Source organism: Shimia haliotis (assembly GCF_900114415.1).
Taxonomy (GTDB): Bacteria; Pseudomonadota; Alphaproteobacteria; order Rhodobacterales; family Rhodobacteraceae; genus Shimia; species Shimia haliotis.
Genome location: NZ_FOSZ01000001.1, coordinates 207,950 through 226,413 on the forward strand (window position 1 = coordinate 207,950; position 18,464 = coordinate 226,413).

General features: G+C 58.4%; 16 protein-coding genes and 1 tRNA gene. 6 read left to right on the forward strand and 11 right to left on the reverse strand.

Annotated elements, in window-relative coordinates; genetic code table 11:
- Nucleotide 1 precedes the first annotated feature (1 nt).
- The 4 genes from BM069_RS00990 to metF all read right to left on the reverse strand — a co-directional run bounded on the left by BM069_RS00990 (nucleotide 2) and on the right by metF (nucleotide 3,819).
- On the reverse strand, nucleotides 2–343 hold the full coding sequence (locus BM069_RS00990) for a DUF427 domain-containing protein (RefSeq protein ID WP_093319168.1): 342 nt from the start codon (nucleotides 341–343) through the stop codon (nucleotides 2–4).
- A gap of 66 nt (nucleotides 344–409) precedes the next feature.
- Nucleotides 410–2,218, reverse strand: coding sequence for an aminopeptidase P family protein (locus BM069_RS00995; RefSeq protein ID WP_093321165.1), 1,809 nt, complete (start codon nucleotides 2,216–2,218; stop codon nucleotides 410–412).
- A gap of 169 nt (nucleotides 2,219–2,387) precedes the next feature.
- The gene (locus BM069_RS01000; protein ID WP_093319170.1) at nucleotides 2,388–2,882 is read right to left on the reverse strand and encodes a PaaI family thioesterase; all 495 of its coding nucleotides are present in this window, start codon (nucleotides 2,880–2,882) and stop codon (nucleotides 2,388–2,390) included.
- Nucleotides 2,883–2,952: 70 nt separating this feature from the next.
- The gene (gene metF / locus BM069_RS01005; RefSeq protein WP_093319173.1) at nucleotides 2,953–3,819 is read right to left on the reverse strand and encodes a methylenetetrahydrofolate reductase [NAD(P)H]; all 867 of its coding nucleotides are present in this window, start codon (nucleotides 3,817–3,819) and stop codon (nucleotides 2,953–2,955) included.
- 98 nt (nucleotides 3,820–3,917) lie between these two features.
- On the opposite strand from metF, the gene BM069_RS01010 reads away from it, so the two are divergent.
- Together BM069_RS01010 and BM069_RS01015 are read left to right on the forward strand one after the other, a co-directional pair.
- Nucleotides 3,918–4,823 (forward strand): LysR family transcriptional regulator, encoded by a 906-nt coding sequence (locus tag BM069_RS01010; RefSeq protein WP_093321168.1) that lies wholly within the window; start codon nucleotides 3,918–3,920, stop codon nucleotides 4,821–4,823.
- A 151-nt stretch (nucleotides 4,824–4,974) separates the two neighbouring features.
- Entirely contained in the window at nucleotides 4,975–6,009 is a 1,035-nt protein-coding gene (locus BM069_RS01015) for a Hint domain-containing protein (RefSeq protein WP_093319176.1), read from the forward strand.
- Nucleotides 6,010–6,137: 128 nt separating this feature from the next.
- Here BM069_RS01015 and BM069_RS01020 read toward each other — a convergent pair whose 3' ends face one another.
- The gene (locus BM069_RS01020; protein WP_093319179.1) at nucleotides 6,138–7,178 is read right to left on the reverse strand and encodes an NADP-dependent oxidoreductase; all 1,041 of its coding nucleotides are present in this window, start codon (nucleotides 7,176–7,178) and stop codon (nucleotides 6,138–6,140) included.
- Nucleotides 7,179–7,360: 182 nt separating this feature from the next.
- Between BM069_RS01020 and BM069_RS01025 the strand changes: the two genes are divergently transcribed.
- Nucleotides 7,361–8,152, forward strand: a complete 792-nt coding sequence (locus BM069_RS01025) for an inositol monophosphatase family protein (protein WP_093319182.1) — start codon at nucleotides 7,361–7,363, stop codon at nucleotides 8,150–8,152.
- Nucleotides 8,153–8,223: 71 nt separating this feature from the next.
- On the opposite strand, the gene BM069_RS01030 is transcribed toward BM069_RS01025, so the two are convergent.
- From BM069_RS01030 to putA, 3 genes are read right to left on the reverse strand one after another with little or no spacing between them, the layout of a single operon-like run.
- Nucleotides 8,224–8,589 carry a GFA family protein gene (locus tag BM069_RS01030; RefSeq protein ID WP_093319185.1) on the reverse strand — a complete coding sequence of 122 codons (366 nt, stop codon included), beginning with the start codon at nucleotides 8,587–8,589 and terminating at the stop codon, nucleotides 8,224–8,226.
- The gene (locus BM069_RS01035) at nucleotides 8,586–9,332 is read right to left on the reverse strand and encodes a rhomboid family intramembrane serine protease (RefSeq protein ID WP_093319188.1); all 747 of its coding nucleotides are present in this window, start codon (nucleotides 9,330–9,332) and stop codon (nucleotides 8,586–8,588) included. Before BM069_RS01035 ends, BM069_RS01030 begins: the two co-directional genes overlap by 4 nt.
- Before the next feature lie 31 nt (nucleotides 9,333–9,363).
- Nucleotides 9,364–12,792: a bifunctional proline dehydrogenase/L-glutamate gamma-semialdehyde dehydrogenase PutA gene (gene putA / locus BM069_RS01040; RefSeq protein WP_093319191.1), complete on the reverse strand. Its 3,429-nt coding sequence runs from the start codon at nucleotides 12,790–12,792 to the stop codon at nucleotides 9,364–9,366.
- Between the two features lie 104 nt (nucleotides 12,793–12,896).
- Here putA and BM069_RS01045 point away from each other — a divergent pair, with 104 nt between their 5' ends.
- The 3 genes from BM069_RS01045 (at nucleotide 12,897) to BM069_RS01055 (ending at nucleotide 14,115) form a co-directional block, all read left to right on the forward strand.
- Entirely contained in the window at nucleotides 12,897–13,370 is a 474-nt protein-coding gene (locus tag BM069_RS01045) for an Lrp/AsnC family transcriptional regulator (protein WP_093319193.1), read from the forward strand.
- A gap of 36 nt (nucleotides 13,371–13,406) precedes the next feature.
- Nucleotides 13,407–13,961 carry a tetratricopeptide repeat protein gene (locus BM069_RS01050; RefSeq protein WP_093319196.1) on the forward strand — a complete coding sequence of 185 codons (555 nt, stop codon included), beginning with the start codon at nucleotides 13,407–13,409 and terminating at the stop codon, nucleotides 13,959–13,961.
- Nucleotides 13,962–14,027: 66 nt separating this feature from the next.
- A tRNA-Leu gene (locus BM069_RS01055) sits at nucleotides 14,028–14,115 on the forward strand.
- Between the two features lie 47 nt (nucleotides 14,116–14,162).
- Here the strand turns inward: BM069_RS01055 and BM069_RS19600 are convergent.
- From BM069_RS19600 to metG, 3 genes are all read right to left on the reverse strand, one after another.
- On the reverse strand, nucleotides 14,163–16,205 hold the full coding sequence (locus tag BM069_RS19600; protein ID WP_139216111.1) for a calcium-binding protein: 2,043 nt from the start codon (nucleotides 16,203–16,205) through the stop codon (nucleotides 14,163–14,165).
- A 233-nt stretch (nucleotides 16,206–16,438) separates the two neighbouring features.
- Nucleotides 16,439–16,585 carry a hypothetical protein gene (locus BM069_RS19725; RefSeq protein WP_170846641.1) on the reverse strand — a complete coding sequence of 49 codons (147 nt, stop codon included), beginning with the start codon at nucleotides 16,583–16,585 and terminating at the stop codon, nucleotides 16,439–16,441.
- A 151-nt stretch (nucleotides 16,586–16,736) separates the two neighbouring features.
- A complete protein-coding gene (gene metG / locus BM069_RS01070; protein ID WP_093319201.1) occupies nucleotides 16,737–18,452 on the reverse strand; it encodes a methionine--tRNA ligase in 1,716 nt (571 codons plus the stop codon).
- Between the last annotated feature and the right edge of the window lie 12 nt (nucleotides 18,453–18,464).

An 18,464-nucleotide genomic window follows, 5' to 3' on the forward strand; every position in this document is an offset into this window, starting at 1 on the left:
CTTAAACGCGCTCAACCGCCACAAGGTCGTTGGTGTAAAACGCGATGTGATCCTTGATGCGCGAAACGTCCTCGATGGGGGTCTCATAGCTCCAGCCGGAATTCTGGATGGTCTGGCTTTTGGTGACGATCGAGAAGTAGGACGCATCGCCTTTATAGGGGCAATGGCTGGTGTGCTCGCTGGTGTCGAGGAACGCCATGGCGATGTCGCTGCGCGGGAAATAAATCACAGGCTCAAGATCGCCTTCGCTGAGCTCAAGGGCATTGCTGCTCTCGCCGATGACTGCGCCACCGGCACGCACGGTCCAGTTGCCCGGCGCTTTGCGGATGGTGATCTTTGTCATGCGGAGTCTCCTTTGAATGCGACCTGCGGTTGGCTGTCTATGGTCGCGCTATGTATCAGAACTGTGTCAGAGCGGCGCCGTTGCGCGATCCAACCATAGTTGCGCCTCGGCCGCCAGCCTTGGCTTCAAAACGTCGCGACAAGTGTCGTGATAGGCATTGAGCCAATCTACTTCGGCACGGGTCAGCATGTGCTGTACTAGGAGGTTGCGGTCAACCGGAACAAACGTCAGCGTCCGAAAGCGCAGCATCGCTCGGTGGACATCCGCCTCTTGGCCCCGGGGCGCACCTTCGACCACAACCAGATTTTCAATACGGATGCCAAAGGCGCCGGGACGATAATAACCGGGCTCGTTGGACAGGATCATGCCGGGCTCAAGGGGCACGTCACCGGCGCGCGACAGCCGCTGTGGCCCTTCATGAACACAAAGATAGGCCCCAACCCCATGGCCGAGCCCATGGTCAAAATCCTGACCGGCATTCCAAAGTGGCGCGCGGCCTATGGCTTCGATGTGGCTGCCCGCAAGGCCGGCGGGCCACTGTTGGCGTAACACGGCAATCATCCCCTGAAGCACACGGGTGAAGGCACGCTTGGCTGTGTCTTCTACAGAGCCAACCGCCAAGGTACGCGTGATGTCTGTTGTGCCATCGCGATACTGTCCGCCGCTGTCGAGCACGATCAAATCACCGGATTGCAACTGGCGATTGGTGTCCTCGGTCACACGATAATGCATGATTGCACCGTTGGGGCCGGCGCCGGCGATGGTGTCAAAGCTGATTTCAAGCAGGGCATTGGTGGCGCGGCGACATTCCTCGAGTTTTTGGACAAGGTCAATTTCGGTAAGCGTGGTTTTCTCCTGTGCGTCAAACCAGCTCAGAAATTCGACCACCGCAGCCCCATCGCGCAAATGGGCTTCCTGCATGCCTTTGATTTCGGTCTCATTTTTGCGTGCCTTTGGAAGTGCGCAAGGAGCAGGCCCATAGACATACTCCACGCCTGCCTCATCCAGCGCCTGTTTGACCGCCACCGGAACCGCCGCTTTGTCGAGCCGCACCGGACCCTTGACGCCCTGCAAAACTCCGGAGACGTCGCTCCAGAAAGCCGCCTGCGGATGTATGGTGACGTCCTCGCCGAGGTGCGTGCGCACCTCCGAGAGTTTCTCCGGCCCCATCCAGAGATCAACCAGCCCGCTTGCGTGCAACACGGCAAATCCTTGGGCCAAGGGATTGCGGGCAATATCTGTGCCGCGGATATTGAGAAGCCAGCAGATTTCATCTGGCAAGGTGATGACTGCAGCGCCATGTCCGTCCTGTTGCAGCCCCGCTCCGAGGCGCGCGCGCTTGTCGGCGTGGCTTTCCCCAGCAAAGTCCAAAGGCTGTTCCGAAACCATGCCAGATGGCGGAGCGGGGCGATCCTTCCAGACCCGGTCAACAAGGTTGTCACAGGGCACCAGCGCAATGTCAGTGCCTTGCAGGGCCGCGTCTATCGCCTCAATTTGCCCAACCGTATAAAGCGTAGGATCAAAACCGATGCGACCGCCTGAAAGCCGTTCCGCAAGCCAGGGTCCAGGAAGGACTTCGGGCCAGTCAACCGGCGTGAACACCGATGCAACCTGGTCTTTGACTTGCGTGCGGTACCGTCCGTCAACAAAAACCCCTGCTATTTCGTGCAGAACAATGCAGAATCCGGCAGATCCCGTGAACCCCGTCAGCCAGGAAAGACGCTCGTCGCAAGCAGCGACATACTCGCCCTGATGGGCATCTGCTCGGGGCACCATAAATCCGTCCAGTCCGGCCTCTGACATCGCGGCTCTCAAGTCGGCCAGACGCGTAGGGCCAAGGTCGGGGCGGGCGGTGGTGGTGAAATCCTGAAACATCGGCGAGGCTCCTTCAATTGGCGCCAGTTTTACGCGCCCTGCAACCAAAGGCCAATGCCTCCGGACATTTCTCATTGCGGCAAATACCTCGGGGTGAGGTCACAGCTTTGCGGTGGCCGAGGGGCAGCTCCCCTCAGGTTCACGCGGCTCTCGCGAGAGGTTGCGGGCTTCAGCCTTTGGGGCCGTCCATAATTATACAAGTGGTCGAGCCGGTAGCATATAGCCGTCCGTCTTCTTTGCCGCGGATTTCACCGTTGGACACGCCGGTTGAACGCCCGCTGTGTTGCACCCGACCGACCGCGTGTACCGTTGTACCGATTGGAATGGGGCGAATAATATTTACCTTGTATTCCAAGGTTGTATAGATCTGGCCTGCCTTCAGCATGGTCTGAATGGCGCAGGCCATGCAGCTGTCCAAAATTGTGCCATACCAGCCGCCGTGCACCGTTCCAAGCGGGTTCATGGTGCGAAATTCCGGCGTGCCTTCAAATGTCACCATGCCCTCTTCGGCGATGATGGGGCGAAATCCCAACGCCTGCCCGATCGGCGGGCCGGCAATTCGCCCATCAACAATGTCCTGCATGAACTCGAGGCCGGTTTTCGACAGAACGATGTCCAAAGTTGCCAAATCTTCCGGACCTTGGGCGTAGTGGTGTTGCGACATAAATGGGCCTCCTGCGTTGCCCGCAGAAGGCCGCAAATTCGGAAAGCTCGCAAGGGGGGCGTGTGTCGTGTTACGCCACGTTTTCCAATCGCACCTGTGGTGTAACGCCAAGCGCGTGGCAGACATCGCGCGTCAACTCGGGCCGGTTCAGGGTGTAAAAATGCAGCGCGTCCACACCTTCATCCATCAAATCCGAGCACAACTCGGTACAAACCGCCGTGGCCAAAAGGTCTTCGCGGTTGTCTCGTTCCGCTTTGGCAAAGGCGTCCTCAAGCCACGCCGGCACCGTTGTTCCGCAGCGCTTGGCGAAGCTGCGTACGCCTTTCCAGTTCTCGATCGGCAGAATGCCGGGGACAATTGGCGCTTTGATGCCCGCATCAGCGCAGGCGTCACGGAACCGCAGAAAACTCTCGGGTTCAAAGAAGAACTGGGTAAGCGCCTCGGTCGCACCGGCATCAATTTTCCGCTTGAGCCATGCAATGTCCGCTTGCATGTCCGAAGACTCGGGGTGCTTTTCCGGATATGCTCCGACGCGGATCGTGAAATCGCCCGTGGCAGAGAGCGCTTCGATCAATTCAACCGAATTGGCAAAGCCGTCTGGGTGGGCCACAAAACCAGAGGCACCTTTGGGCGGATCGCCGCGCAGAGCCACCAGTTCGCTCACGCCTGCGGCGGCAAAATCATTCGCAATTTTAAGGGTTTCTTCCTTGGAAGCGTTCACGCAAGTCAAATGTGCGGCAACGTTCAAACCAGAGGATTTGTGCAGTGTCGCCACCGCATCACGGGTCAAATCCCGTGTGGTGCCGCCGGCGCCATAGGTCACGGAAACAAAACGCGGATCAAGGGGGGCAAGGGTTTGTACCGTGTCCCAAAGCCGGAAAGACGCCTCCAGATTCTGCGGTGGAAAGAACTCGAAGGAAACTTGAGGCGTGGTCATAATCGGCAATCCCTAACTTGCGGTTGTCCTCAACTCCCACACATGGCAGATTTAGGCAAATTCATAATCCTCAAGAAGGTCATGAGCTTCACATGAAGATGCACATCGAATTCCGTCACCTGCGCACTGTTCGTGCGATCCACGAATGCGGCGGGCTGGCGCGTGCGGCGGAAAAGCTCAATATCACGCAATCGGCGCTGTCCCATCAGGTTAAGGGGCTTGAAGAACAGGCCGGTGTTGAGCTTTTTGTGCGTCGCTCCAAGCCGATGAAATTGTCAGCGGCGGGTATGCGGCTTTTGCGTTTGGCCAATCAAGTCCTTCCCGAGGTCGAAAAGCTTGAGGCGGAATTCAACGGTCTGCGTGACGGGCGGTCGGGCCGTCTGCACATTGCGATTGAATGTCACGCATGTTTTGAGTGGCTGTTTCCCGTGCTTGAGCAATTCCGCAAGGATTGGCCGGATGTGGACGTCGATATCCGTCCCGGGTTGGCGTTTGACGCAATGCCTGCCTTGCAAAAGGAAGAAGTGGATCTGGTGGTCAGTTCCGACCCTGAGAACCTGCCCGGAGTTTCGTTTTCCCACCTCTTTGACTACGCGCCTGTTTTTGTCGCCGCGGCCCAACACCCGCTGGCGCAGAAAAAGTGGATTGATGCAGAGGATTTCCGCGGAGAAACCTTGATCACCTATCCGGTGGAGCGGGCGCGGCTGGATGTGTTTTCGCAGTTGCTGACACCGGCCAAGGTTGAACCTGCTGCGGTGCGACAGGCGGAACTGACAGCGGTTATCCTGTTGTTGGTGGCGTCCAATCGCGGGGTTTCGGTGTTGCCGGACTGGGTGGTGCGCGAGGTCAAATATTCTTCGGACTATGTGACCAGACCCCTTACCCAGCAAGGGCTTACGCGGCAACTTTTTGCCGCGACCCGTGAGGATGACCTCAGCAAGCCCTATATGCTGGACCTGATCCGATTGGCCGGAATTGAGGCCCGCCGATTGCAGGGTACGTAACCCTTTATTGACGATTATTTGCGTATTCTCCCCCTGACGTAGGCTGTGCCTTTGCGGCACAAGAAGCCTGTTCTGTTTCATTAGGGGGAAGGAACGGATCGCTGTTGTGTCGCCTGTCAGCGGCCGGTGATCTGTGCCTTTTGGTTTGCGAATGCCGACAACGTTCAATGTGATCTCGATTGGCCAATTGGCTGACATAGATACCAACGAAGGTAACAATACCGCGGAAAACGCCAGTGCACTGGTCGGTCTGACGTTTGGTGGGCCGGGGGATGCGTTGGTCAACGACTTTGTCGAGTTGAGCCCCGTGGGAAACCCGGGCTCGTTTTACAACATGAACAACTCGCCCAATGATCGGTTCCGCATTGATGGCGGGCCTGTGCAAACCTTTGATGCGACAGCGCTTTATAGCGCCACGATCACTTATGTAGATGGCACCACTGCGACGTTTTCGGCGGTCGTGATGCAGGACGTCAACGGCAATACCTACATCGCGCCAGAGTTTTCAAACAACGCTGATCAGGCTGCGCTTGAGGCCGCGCCGATCCAGTCGATCAGCTTTGACGGGTTGTTGGGCAACCAATACAGCGGCACCACCGCAAACCGCGAAGAGTGGGATTTTGTGCCCTGTTTTACCGCGGGAACAGAGATCGTGACGCAAAAAGGCATGCAAAAAGTTGAGGATTTGCGCCCGGGCGATCTGGTTCTCACAATGGACCACGGCTATCAGGCTGTGCGTTGGGTTGGACAGCGGGATGTACCGGCCGTCGGGGCATTGGCGCCGATCCACTTTGATGCCGGCGCAATCGGAAACGAAGTGGCTCTGGAAGTGTCACCACAGCACCGCATGCTCGTAACCGGGTGGCGGGCTGAAATGAACTTTGGCGAAAACGAAGTTCTGGTTCCCGCGGTGGGCATGGTCAACGGAGAAGACGTGCGCCAGATCGAAGGCGGGCAGGTGACCTATGTGCATGTGATGTTTGACAGTCACGAGATCATCTATGCGGCAGGTGTCCCGAGCGAGAGTTTCATGCCAGGCGAAATGGGTATGACCGCCATGGGTCAAGCTGTTCGAGATGAGATTTTCGAAATCTTCCCCGAACTCAAAGTCGAGGGGCTTGCGGCCTATGGATCGGATGCGCGGCCAAGTTTGCGGGCCAGCGAGGGGCAACTGCTCCTCCATTGATCCCCCAATCCCGAAGGGGAGGGGGCGGGACACGCGTGACAGGTCAAGCCCACCCGACCGGCCACGCGGTATGCCCCGCCCTGCAAATAAGAACGCGGCACCCCAAAAGGCGGTGCCGCTTTTTGTTTCTAGATCAGCTTGACGAGCTGCTTGCCCTTGTTGCGGCCCTTGAGGAGGCCGCGGAAGGCTTCGGGTGCGTTTTCCAGACCCTCGGCAATGTCCTCGACAAAGGCGATCTTGCCTTGCGCCATCATCGGGCCGACGTCGCGCAGGAAATCCGGGTATTTGTCAAAGTGGTTGGAGATGATGAACCCGTTCACCGATAGGAAGTTCACCAGAATCGAGCGCCACATACGCGGCCCTGTAAGCGCTTCTGCGGAGGCATCAGAGCCCGGCGCGCCTGCGTTGTACCAGGCAATCATGCCACAAAGCGGAATGCGGCCAAACGGGTTCATCATCGGCAGAACCGCATCCAGAACCTTGCCGCCGACATTTTCGAAATAAATGTCGACACCCTTTGGGCACTCGGCTTTGAGCCCGCGCCGCAGATCGCTTGCGGTTTCATAGGCATAGTGGTCGATGCAGGCGTCAAACCCGTAGGTTTCAACCGCCATCGCGCATTTTTCTGCGCCACCCGCAATGCCCACGACACGCAGACCAAGGTTTTTGGCAACCTGACCCACCATAGACCCGACGGGTCCAGTGGCGGCGGCGACGACCAGCGTTTCTCCGGCTTTGGGTTTGCCGTATTCCATCAGCCCGAACCAGCCAGTGAAGCCCGGCATGCCCAACACACCAAGAGCCGTGGTGATGGGGGCCAGTTTGGGATCGAGCTTGCGCATTTCCACGCCTTTGCCGACGCCATGCGTGGCCCAGCCCAACATGCCGAACGCAAAGTCTCCGGGGGCAAAGCCCGGATGGTTGGAGGCCAGTACCTCGCCAACTGTGCCGGCTTCCATGGTGCCACCGATAGGCACGGGCGCGGCATAAGATTTGGCGTCATCCATGCGACCGCGCATATAGGGGTCAAGAGACATATAGTGGTTGCGCACCAGTACTTCGCCTTCGCCAATCTCCGGCAGATCGACCGTTTCCAGTTTGAAGTTCTCGTCGCTTGGCTCGCCCACCGGACGACTTGCCAACGTGATCCGCTGCATTTGTTCTGACATGGGTCTCTCCCTTTTTGCTGGTGAAAACTGTGCGGCCGGGGCGGGTTTTGCGCAAGCTTGGGCGCGAATTTGCGCGGTTTCGTGACGCCGCGTTCCAATTGGGTGTTGCCAGCCCCGTTATGGCCTTGGCAAAAGAGGTTTGGGGGCGTATACGCGCGCTCTGAGCCAAAAGGAGCCGTTCCATGCCCACGAGCGCAAACCTCAACATCATGATGAAAGCCGCCCGCAAAGCCGGTCGGTCACTGGTCAAAGACTTTCGCGAGGTGGAAAACCTGCAAGTCTCGATGAAGGGGGCCGGCGATTTTGTCAGTCGCGCCGACATTGCGGCCGAGAACACGCTCAAGGAAGAACTGCTGGGTGCCCGTCCGACCTATGGTTGGTTGGGCGAAGAAGGCGGTGAGATCGCGGGCAAAGACCCGACACGCCGTTGGATCGTGGACCCGCTCGATGGCACGACCAACTTTTTGCATGGCATGCCGCATTGGGCGATTTCGATCGCTCTGGAGCATAAAGGCCAGATTGTTGCCGGTGTGGTGTTTGATGCCGCAAAAGACGAAATGTTTTACGCGGAAAAAGGCGAAGGCGCGTGGCTAAACGACAGCCTTCGTTTGCGCGTGTCAGGACGTCACCGGATGGTTGAGTCTGTGTTTGCGACCGGCCTGCCGTTTGGCACACGTCCCGGATTGCCTGAGACCCTGCAGGATTTGGCGCGGGTTCTGCCGGCGACCGCCGGTGTGCGTCGCTTTGGCTCTGCGGCTCTGGATTTGGCTTATGTCGCGGCTGGACGCTACGAAGGATATTGGGAGCGTGGTCTGCATTCCTGGGATCTGGCGGCTGGCATGTTGATCGTCAAAGAGGCCGGTGGGCTCGTGGAGCCGATCAATCCGGGGGCGGACATCCTTGAGGATGGTGAAATCCTCTGCGCGAACGAGCCTGTGTTCAGCCAGTTCGCAAAAGTCATTCGCAACAAATAATCCTGTTGGGGGCTTAGCCCTCGCCCTGGCTATTTGCTGCGCCCCTAGGGTGGCTTTGGCCTGAACGAAGGTCAGTCCCCGTCGGAAGGATGATTGACGCCATCTACCCATCCAATATCGCCAAGGTCGCGAGGGTTAACGCCTTCGAGCGCGCCGAGGTTGACGCCGAATTCATTGGGGTTTGAGCGGCGTTTGTGGTGCGTGTAAATTCCGCAAGTATTGCAGAAATAGTGCTGCGCTGTGTTGGTGTTGAACTGATAAAGTGTCAGGTTTTCCGCACCTTTGACAATGGTCACGCCATCAATCGGCGCGCTGACGGCAGCGGCGCCGCGGCGGCGGCAAAAGGAGCAGTCACAGCGTCGGGCGGTTGTCAGGCCCTCAGTCAATGTAACTTGCAGTTCCACGGCTCCGCAGTGGCAGGTCAACTTATGCGTCATTTGCGTCTCCTGACTGTTGGCACCGAGGTTCGGGCGTAGCTGTATTTGGTTTCTGGGTGCGGTGGGTGTCCGGCTGTTTGGCTCCAGTAGGCGCGGGCGCCTCTCTTGAGCCACAGCGGCAAACACAGGATCGCACCGATGATAAAGCCACCTGCATGGGCCCAATAGGCGACGCCACCCCCTGCCGCGTCGGATGCGATCCCGTTGAACAGTTGTAGCCCAAACCACAGGCCTAGCATCAACCAGGCGGGGACAGTGAAGATCCTGAAAATGATGATCAGAATCAGCAGGATATCCACGCGCGCTTTGGGGAAGAGCAGAAGGTAGCCCCCCATAACACCGGCAATTGCACCGGACGCGCCGACCATTGGGATTTGGCTGGATGGATCTGCCATAATCTGGGCCAGAGCGGCGCCGATGCCGGAGGCGAGGTAGAAAATCAGAAACCCGACATGCCCCATTTCGTCTTCGAGGTTGTCGCCAAAGATCCACAAAAACAACATGTTACCCGCGAGATGCATCCAACCACCATGCAGAAACATCGAGGTGATCATGGTGTGCAAATCTATGCCATGTGTGACCTCATCGGGGATCATCGCCCATGTATTCCAGAAGGCATAAAGCTGTCGATCGTCGCCCATAATTGGTTGATAGGACAGGAAAATTACGATGTTGAGCGCCATGAGCGCATAGACGACATAGGGCGTGCGGCCGGACGGGTTGTGATCGCGGATCGGGAACATGTGGCCACCGTGGTATGGTCTTGGCGGGAGGTCAACCCGTCCCGCCAAGAAGCGCAGCGTTGCCGCCGGCGGCCGTGGTGTCCACGCATATGTGACGCTCTGCCATGACGCGGGTCACGTCGGGGCGCGCGGTGATCAGCGGCACCAATGGGCCCTCGCGATTTGCCAACGCCAGGTCGTAGGCGCGTGCGGCATCGGCATCTCCCCAGAAAATTGCTCCGGAAAACCCTTCAATAGTTTCAAGCGCTTGTGGGTCAACGGAGCCGGTGGCGGGTAGGGCGGTGCCGCCGAGCGCCTCAACAGCCGCGACTTGCTCGCGCACGGCATCCGGCCCCGGTCCCAGACAGAGCAACGGCGGTTTGGGTGAACTTGTCAGCGCATTGGATTCCCCTGTTGGGCCGGGCAGGACGGTTGTCTCCTCTAGACCCGCGTTTTTGACCGACCGGAGGCGGGTTTGCAGATCGGTAACAGACATGGTTTCTGACCAGTCGGCATCACGTCGGTATTGCGTCGGTATTTCTTCGGTGCAAAAGCGTCGCAAATAGTTGGGGCCGCCAGCTTTGGGCCCCGTGCCGGAGAGACCCTCACCGCCGAAGGGCTGGCTGCCGACGATGGCGCCGATCTGGTTGCGGTTGATATAGATGTTGCCGGCGTGGATGCGCTCGGACACGTGCTGAACGCGGTCGTCAATTCGCGTCTGAAGCCCGAATGTCAGGCCGTAGCCTGTCGCATTGATGGCGTCGATTACGGCGTCCAGTTCGTCGGACTTGAAGGTCGCCACATGCAGGACCGGACCGAAGATTTCCCGCTCAAGATCGCCGATGCCCGCGACTTTGATCAAGGTGGGCGCGACAAAGGTGCCCTCTTGCGGAATGGGCAGTTGGAAGAGCAGGCGGCCGTCGGATTTGGCCTTTGCGATGTGGTCGGCGATGGTGGCCTGAGCGGCGGTGTCGATAACGGGACCACTGTCGGTGGCAAATGCCCACGGATCCCCAAGGCACAGCTCTTTCATCGCGCCCTGCAACATTTCCAGTAGCCCTTCGGCAATGTCTTCCTGCACATAAAGGCAACGCAGGGCAGAGCAGCGCTGACCGGCGGACTGGAAGGCGCTTTCGATGATGGCGGTGACGGCCTGTTCGGGAAGGGCGGTGCTGTCCACGATCATGGCGTTCAGCCCGCCGGTTTCGGCAATCAGCGGCGCGCCAGGCGCGAGATTGGCCGCCATGGCGCGACGAATGCGTTGTGCGGTGGCGGTGGAGCCGGTGAAGGCCACACCGTTGACGCGGGGATCCGAGGTCAGCGCGGCACCAACGGTGGTACCGTCGCCGGGCAGGAGTTGCAAAGCCGTGCGCGGTACGCCGGCCTCATGCAAAAGCGTCACAGCCTCAAAGGCGATCAGTGGTGTCTGATCGGCCGGTTTGGCCAATACCGCGTTTCCGGCAGCCAGAGCGGCGGCGATTTGGCCGGTGAAGATCGCCAGAGGGAAGTTCCATGGCGAGATGCACGTAAAGGTGCCGACGGGCGCGGCCTCGGGGATGCGGGCGGCGTAGTAGCGCAGGAAGTCCACCGCTTCGCGCAGTTCCGCCACCGTATCCATTGGCGTTTTGCCCGCCTCGCGGGCCAGCAGGGCAAACAGCTTTCCGAAATTGGCCTCATAGAGATCAGCGGCCTGATTGAGGGCTTGAGAGCGCAGCGAAGGTTGAGCGTCCCACGGGGCGGCGTTGGAAAGCGCCGTTTCTACGTCTGCCGCGCTGGCCTCGGCCACGCTACCTGCACTGTCGATGGTTGAATATGGGTTGGTAACAAATTGGAACGGCTTGGGTTTTGCCTCTTTCGCAAGAAGCGGCGCCGCCTGAATTTGTGTCGTCCGAAAGGGCGCGCGGGCGGCGTCGATCGCGTCCAGTGTTGGCACGTCAGTCAGGTCAAACCCTTTGGAATTCGGTCGCTCCGGCAAAAACAACTCTGGTCCGCGAGCGAGTGCTGGCGGGGCGTCGGACACGGCCTGAAACGGATCGCGTGCCACAACTTCGGCCGGAACGTCTTCGTCGACAATCTGGTTCACAAAGGAACTGTTGGCGCCGTTTTCGAGCAGGCGGCGCACAAGATAGGCCAAGAGATCGCGGTGGGCGCCAACAGGGGCATAGATGCGGCAGCGCGTGCTGTTTTGGGTCAGCACAATGTCATGCAAAGCCTCGCCCATGCCGTGCAGGCGTTGGAATTCAAAGGAGGATTTGTCTTCGGCCATATGCAGGATGGCGGCGACGGTGTGGGCATTGTGGGTGGCAAATTGCGGATAGATCCGATCGGTCATTGCCAGCAATTTGCGGGCGTTGGCGATGTAGGAGACATCGGTCGCCGCCTTGGAGGTAAACACAGGAAAGCTCTTCAGACCTTCGACCTGTGCGCGTTTGATCTCGCTGTCCCAATAGGCACCCTTGACCAGTCGGACCATGATTTTGCGGTCCAGCTTTGTGGCAAGTTCATAGAGATAGTCCAGCGTTGCACCTGCACGTTTGCCGTAGGCCTGGACCACCACGCCAAAGCCATCCCATCCGGAGAGGGCCGGTTCGGCAAGGACGGTTTCGATCACATCCATCGACAGCGACAGGCGGTCGGCCTCTTCGGCGTCGATGTTGAGCCCCATGCCGGCGGATTTTGCCAGCAGGGCGAGGGAACGCAGACGGGGTACCAGTTCGGTCATGACGCGGTCCCGTTGCGCGATTTCATAACGTGGATGCAAGGCAGAGAGTTTGACCGAAATGCCGGGGTTGTCGCGGATGTCATCACGGGTGCAGGCAGTGGCAATGGCGGAAATCGCGCGCGAATAGGCCAGATGATACTGCATCGCATCGGCGTCGGTCTTGGCCGCTTCGCCAAGCATGTCGTAGGAATAGCTATATCTCTTTTTTTCCATCCCCTCAGCCCGTTGCATGGCGGAGTTGATGTTTTCACCAAGAACAAACTGACGGCCCATCTCTTTCATCGCACGGGCAACGGCGGTGCGGATCACAGGTTCTCCCAACCGTTTGACCGCGCCGCGCAGCGTGCCGATCAATCCACCGTCGCCTTCATCCATAACGCGACCCGTCAACATCAGGGCCCAAGTGGAGGCATTGACCAGTGAAGAGGTGGACTGCCCCAGATGTCGGCCCCAATTGGACGGCGCGATTTTGTCTTCGATCAGCGCATCAATGGTGTCCGCATCCGGCACCCGCAAGAGCGCCTCGGCGAGGCACATGAGCGCCACGCCTTCGTCGGTGGAGAGACCGTATTCGGCAAGAAAGACCTCCATCAGTCCGGGATTTGTCGTGTTGCGAATGTCGCCGACAAGGGTTGCCCCTTTGGCGCAGATGGCTTGGCGGTCCGTGTCTGACAGAGCCGCCCGTTGGATCAGCGCGTCGATAAGCGTGCTTTCGTCGGCATAGGTTGTGGTGTCGATCAGCTGGCGGTGTTGAGACATTTTGCGCTCCTTCGTTTCGGGGAGTATACAAGGGTATCTGGGGGCGAAATCACTGAAAGGCTGTGATATCGTAGTGAAAATGGTCAGCAAGGTTGGAAAATTGAATGCAAAATGATCAGATGGCGATGGATCGGTATGACCGTGCGATTCTGGATGTTCTCGCGCGGGACGGGCGGATTTCGATCACAGATTTGGCGCAGGAAATCGGCCTTTCCAAAAGTCCGACGCAGGCGCGGCTGCGGCGGATGGAAAAAGACGGCGTCATCAAGGGCTATCGTGCAATGCTGGATCCAATCCGGTTGGGGCTGGATCATGTGGCCTTTGTGGAGGTGAAATTGTCAGAAACGCGGGAGAAGGCGTTACAGGCCTTCAACGCCGCAGTGCGCGAGGTGCCGGAAATTGAACAGGCCCATATGATCGCCAGCCATTTTGACTATCTTCTGAAGGTGCGCACTGCGTCGATGTCGGCCTATCGCATTGTTCTGGGAGAGAAAATTTCGACGTTGCCCTATGTCGCGAGCACCTCGACCTATGTGGCAATGCAGGCGGTGAAGGAAGCCGGCCTCGCAGAGATGTGACTTTGGCGGGCCTGAGGTTCGTGGCAGCCTAGGGGCATGAAACACCTAGTATTGCTTGCTCTACTCGCATCGCCAGCCGGAGCGGAGACCTGTCCGGCGGCCCCTGATCACACCACTCCCGTGGCGGAGCTGTTGCTGCAGGTGCAACGTGCGACCGATGAAACAACTGCCAAGGTCATTTCCAACAGGTTGTGGGAATACTATGCGGATGCGCCGGACGCCGCCGCGCAGGAAATCTTGGACCGTGGTATGCGCAAACGCGCGGCGTGGGATTTGCTGGGCGCGCGCGACGATTTTGACGCGCTGGTTGCGTACTGCCCGAACTATGCCGAAGGGTACAACCAGCGGGCGTTTGTGAATTTCCTTCGCAGCGATTTCGCGGCTGCCCTGCCTGATCTGGAGCAGGCGATTTCCCTGTCACCGCAACATGTTGCCGCCAAATCGGGGCGGGCGCTGGTGCTGATAGGGCTGGGCCGTCACGATGACGGGCAGGAGGCGCTGGCCGAGGCGCTGGAGCTCAATCCCTGGCTGCCCGAGCGGGCGTTGCTCCAGGGTGCCGATGCGGGCGGCGACAAGGGCGAGGATCTCTGATTTCCTGACTTTACACGCGGGCGCGAGGCGCTATGGTCGCGCGGCTGGCAGGCGATGCCTGCTGCGGCCCGCGTGGTGGAATGGTAGACACAGGAGACTTAAAATCTCTAGGCCGATTATGGCCGTGCCGGTTCGAGTCCGGCCGCGGGTACCACCTTGGAAAGTTGGGCGTTTGGCCACATGTTCGGGCGGGCTTTGGCGCTAAAACACAAAGTCTGCGTGGCTCAGGTCGTCGAGCAATACGCCGATAAGCGTCACACCGCTGTCTGCGCCGGTTGAGATGTGTAGGTCGCCGTTGCCATCCGTGGAGAGGTGGTTGGCGATCAGGTCCGCAAAATCGGTGATGGTTGAAATGGATGAGAAATCGATGTGTTCGCTAGCATTCGCTGCGTGAAAATCGTTGATGGTATCGTTTCCGTGGCCATCAGAAAACACAAAGACATCCGCGTTCTGGCCGCCGGAAAGAAGGTCGTCTCCTACGCCGCCGAGCAACGTGTCAAAGCCGCTTCCGCCATATAGCGTGTCATTGCCGCCGCCCCCTCTCAGGGAATCGTTTCCGCTTTCGCCCCACGCACGATCAGCGCCCGCAAACCCAGAGAAAGTGTCACTTCCGCCACCGCCCCAAAAGCGGTCGTCGCCGTTGCCGCCGTCGGCTAAATCATTGCCGGTTCCGCCAAAAAGTCGATCCTGACCGCCGCCGCCCAGCAAAGTGTCGTTGCCGCTGCGCCCGTAAAGGTTGTCAGCAAATGTGCCGCCATCCAACCGGTCGTGGCCTGTGCCGCCATCCAGATAATCAAAGAGGTTGCCACCGATGAGGATGTCGTTGCCTTCTTCCCCCATCAAGGTGTCGTTTCCCCCGTTTCCACGCAGAAGGTCGTTGCCGGTGCCTCCCCACAAACGGTCCAGACCGAAGCCGCCCAAAAGTGTGTCAGACCCGCCTTCTCCGAAAAGGCGGTCGTCGTCGGTGTCTCCAAGCAGGCGGTCGTTGCCAGTGCCGCCCTCAAGGGTGTCGTTGCCAACACCTCCCATAAGCGTATCGTTGCCATAGTTCCCAAAGAGGCTGTCTCGGCCAGCTCGACCTGCAATCACGTCATCTCCTGCCGACCCGTCGATGGTGTCAGCGCTGGTTGTGCCTTCGATTGTATCATGGCCGGTGGACGGGAACGATCTGCCGGGGTGTTCCAACAACTGGGCCAGTGTGAGGGTGATGTCGCTGAACTGAAAAAACTCTACTCCGTGGAAGATGTCCGTACCGTCCAAAGAAACGATCTGGGCGCTGCCATCCCCGAGGTCGGTCGCGACGATGTCGGAGAAAGCGGCATTTATGACAGCAGTGTCGTGTCCGTCGCTCCCTTCGACCACGTCGTCCCCGAGCCCGCCGATCAACGAGTCGTCGCCGTTGCCTCCGGTAAGGTCGTCATTTCCGGTGCCGCCGAACATGGTATCGTTGCCGAGACCGCCGAGCAGGGTGTCGTTGCCTCCCCGGCCGTCAAACCAGTTGCCTTCTACAAAGTTCCAGACATCGCTCGCGTGAATTCGATCGTCCAATGAATCGCGGCCGATCAAAGTCAGGCCGTCGCCTCGGACGCTGATGCCGTCGATGTTGGTATGAACGATGCGCAAGTCACCGATAGTGAATTCTTCGTTCAGATCGAGAACTGTTCCTGAAGCAAGTGTAATGCCGTTGAAAGAGAAGTTCAGAAATTCATAGCCGGACGTACCGGTAATATTCACTGTTCCAACATAGTCATTTTGATAAAAAGCCACTTCATCTCCATCCCTCAGGAAAATATTTTCGGGGGTGAAGCTTTCATGAAAGTAAATAGCTGGATTGCCGCTTGAGGGATACAAACCTTGGGAAATGTAGGTGGTGACGGTCCCTTCTATTTCCGCTTGAAGGCGCGCGATCACGGAGTCGTCTCCCCGCGAAACCCAATCCATGTCACTGGCGAGTGATGATGCTGAAAGGCTTAGGCCAGTGATCTGGGTGTAAGTATCGCCGGACCGACCGGAAAGGCGCATGGTTTCAACGGTGCCGACCAGTTCTCCGTCGACTTCTCGAAGGGTGGAACCTTCAATTTCCATTCGGGCGTTTGTGTAGGTTACGCCTTGATAAACAAAAGTTTCCTCGAAAAAGAAAGTGTCTCCGTTCCATCCTTGTGTATGGGTAACGTTGACCGCCCTGTTTCCATCGTATGCAGACAAAAAAGACCCAACGGCATCATAGCCTGTGAGAATGCTCATCAAAAAAACCCTTGGGAAACAGTCGGTGGGACGTTAGCCGAAAAGGCGCATTGAGTTCAACTTAAGATAATGTAGACCGCTCGGATTTCTCCGATGCGTGTGGTCGAGATAGGCGCGTATGCGATATGAGAGACGGCTTTCGCAGTGGAAATACGAACGCGCGTTTGTTTTGTGTTTTTTGATAAGGGATTTACGTGCGATAAAAGGCGCTCAGAGAAAGACCTGAAAGCCCTCTATTGCTTGCGCAACGCAATTGCTCCGACAAAAAACAGCAGTATCAGGGCGGCGAAGGCGCTGATGCCGAACATCATAATGGATGCGGTCAGGAGCGGCGGAAGGGCGTCGATAAGGCCCCAGAAAAGGTTCAGAATTGATTCCATTGCGCGATGTCCTTCTGGATAGCTGGCTGTGACAAGACTGTTGCAGAAGAATTTAGCCGCCAACACCGTCCCTGTCACTGACGTAAATCAAATGCGGGTTTTGCTTTGGGAAACGAAAACAGGCTCCGAAGGGCCTGAGATCGTCTGAGGGTCAGCTGTCGCGTTTGCCAGCGAACCGGCCTTGCCAGTCTTCCCTTTCGTCATCCGAGACCTTGCGGAAGGTGACATCCGGTACTGTGAAAGCATGGCCAGGGGCCAAGGCCTCCAAGGAGGCTGCGACGTCGTCGGGCCAGCTTGTGTTCTCGGTCTTCATGGCCGCCAGCAAGCTCGCGGAGGCGTCCGGAATGAAGGGTGCGGAAATCACCGCATAGAAGCGGATCAGGTTCAGCGCGAGGCGGATCTGGGCAGCGGCTTTCTCAGGGTCTTCCTTGAAGGTTGACCACGGGGCGGCGGTTTGCAGGTATTCGTTGCCCGCGACCCAAATGGCGCGCAGCTCTTGTGCCGATTTGCGCACTTCCATGTCCTGCATGTGCTGCTCATAGGCGCGCATGCGGGTCGTCAGATCAGCGATAAGCGCTTGTTCTGTTTCACCAAAGTCACCGCCTGCGGGGACTTCTTCACCGAACTTGGAGCGGCAGAATTTGGTGACGCGGCTGACAAAGTTGCCAAGCACGTCGGCGAGGTCTTTGTTCACCGATTGCTGGAAGTTTTCCCAAGTGAATTCACTGTCCGAGCTTTCCGGCGCGTGGCTCAGAAGCCACCAGCGCCAATAGTCGGACGGCAGGATTTCCAACGCCTGATCCATAAAGACGCCGCGCCCGCGCGAGGTGGAGAACTGGCCGCCGTCATAGTTCAAGTAGTTGAAAGACTTGATGTAATCGACGGCTTTCCACGGTTCCTCAGAGCCCAGAATGGTGGCGGGGAAGGAGAGCGTGTGGAAGGGGACGTTGTCCTTGCCCATGAACTGGGTGTAGGTGACGTCGTCTGCACCTTTGTCGGTGCGCCACCAGCGTTCCCAGTCGTCGCCTTTACCGGCATCGACCCATTCCTGAGCGCAGGCGATGTATTCGATGGGGGCGTCAAACCAGACGTAGAAGACCTTGCCTTCCATGCCGGGCCAGTCTTCGCCGCCTTTTTTCACGGGCACACCCCAGTCCAAATCCCGTGTGATTCCACGGTCTTGCAGGCCGTCGCCGTCGTTCAGCCATTTGTTGGCGATCGAGGTCGTGAGCACGGGCCAGTCGGTTTTGCTGTCGATCCATGCCTGCAGTTTTTCGCGCATTTGCGACTGACACAGGAACAGGTGTTTGGTCTCGCGCTCCTCCAGATCGGTGGAGCCGGAGATGGTGGAGTAGGGGTTGATCAGGTCGGTTGGATCAAGCTGTTTGGTGCAGTTGTCACACTGGTCGCCGCGCGCGCTCTCAAAGCCGCAGTTGGGGCAGGTTCCCTCGATATAGCGGTCCGGCAGGAAACGGCCGTCGGTGTTGGAATAGACCATCTTTTCAGTGACTTCGCGGATCAAACCCATGTCGGCAAGACGACCTGCGAAGTGTTGTGTCAGCGCGTGGTTCTGCGGGCTGGAGGAGCGGCCGTAGTGGTCAAAGCTCAGGCGGAAGCCGTCGGCAATCCTGGCCTGAACCTCGTGCAGTTCGGCACAGTAATCGGCGACGTCTTTGCCGGCCTTTGCGGCGGCGAGTTCGGCAGGTGTGCCGTGCTCATCGGTGGCGCACAGGAACAAAACCTCATGGCCGCGCGCGCGCATGTAGCGGGCGAAAAGATCAGCGGGAAGCTGACTGCCGACAAGGTTTCCGAGGTGTTTGATGCCGTTGATGTAAGGCAATGCCGAGGTGATCAGGTGACGCGCCATGTGGGTATCCAA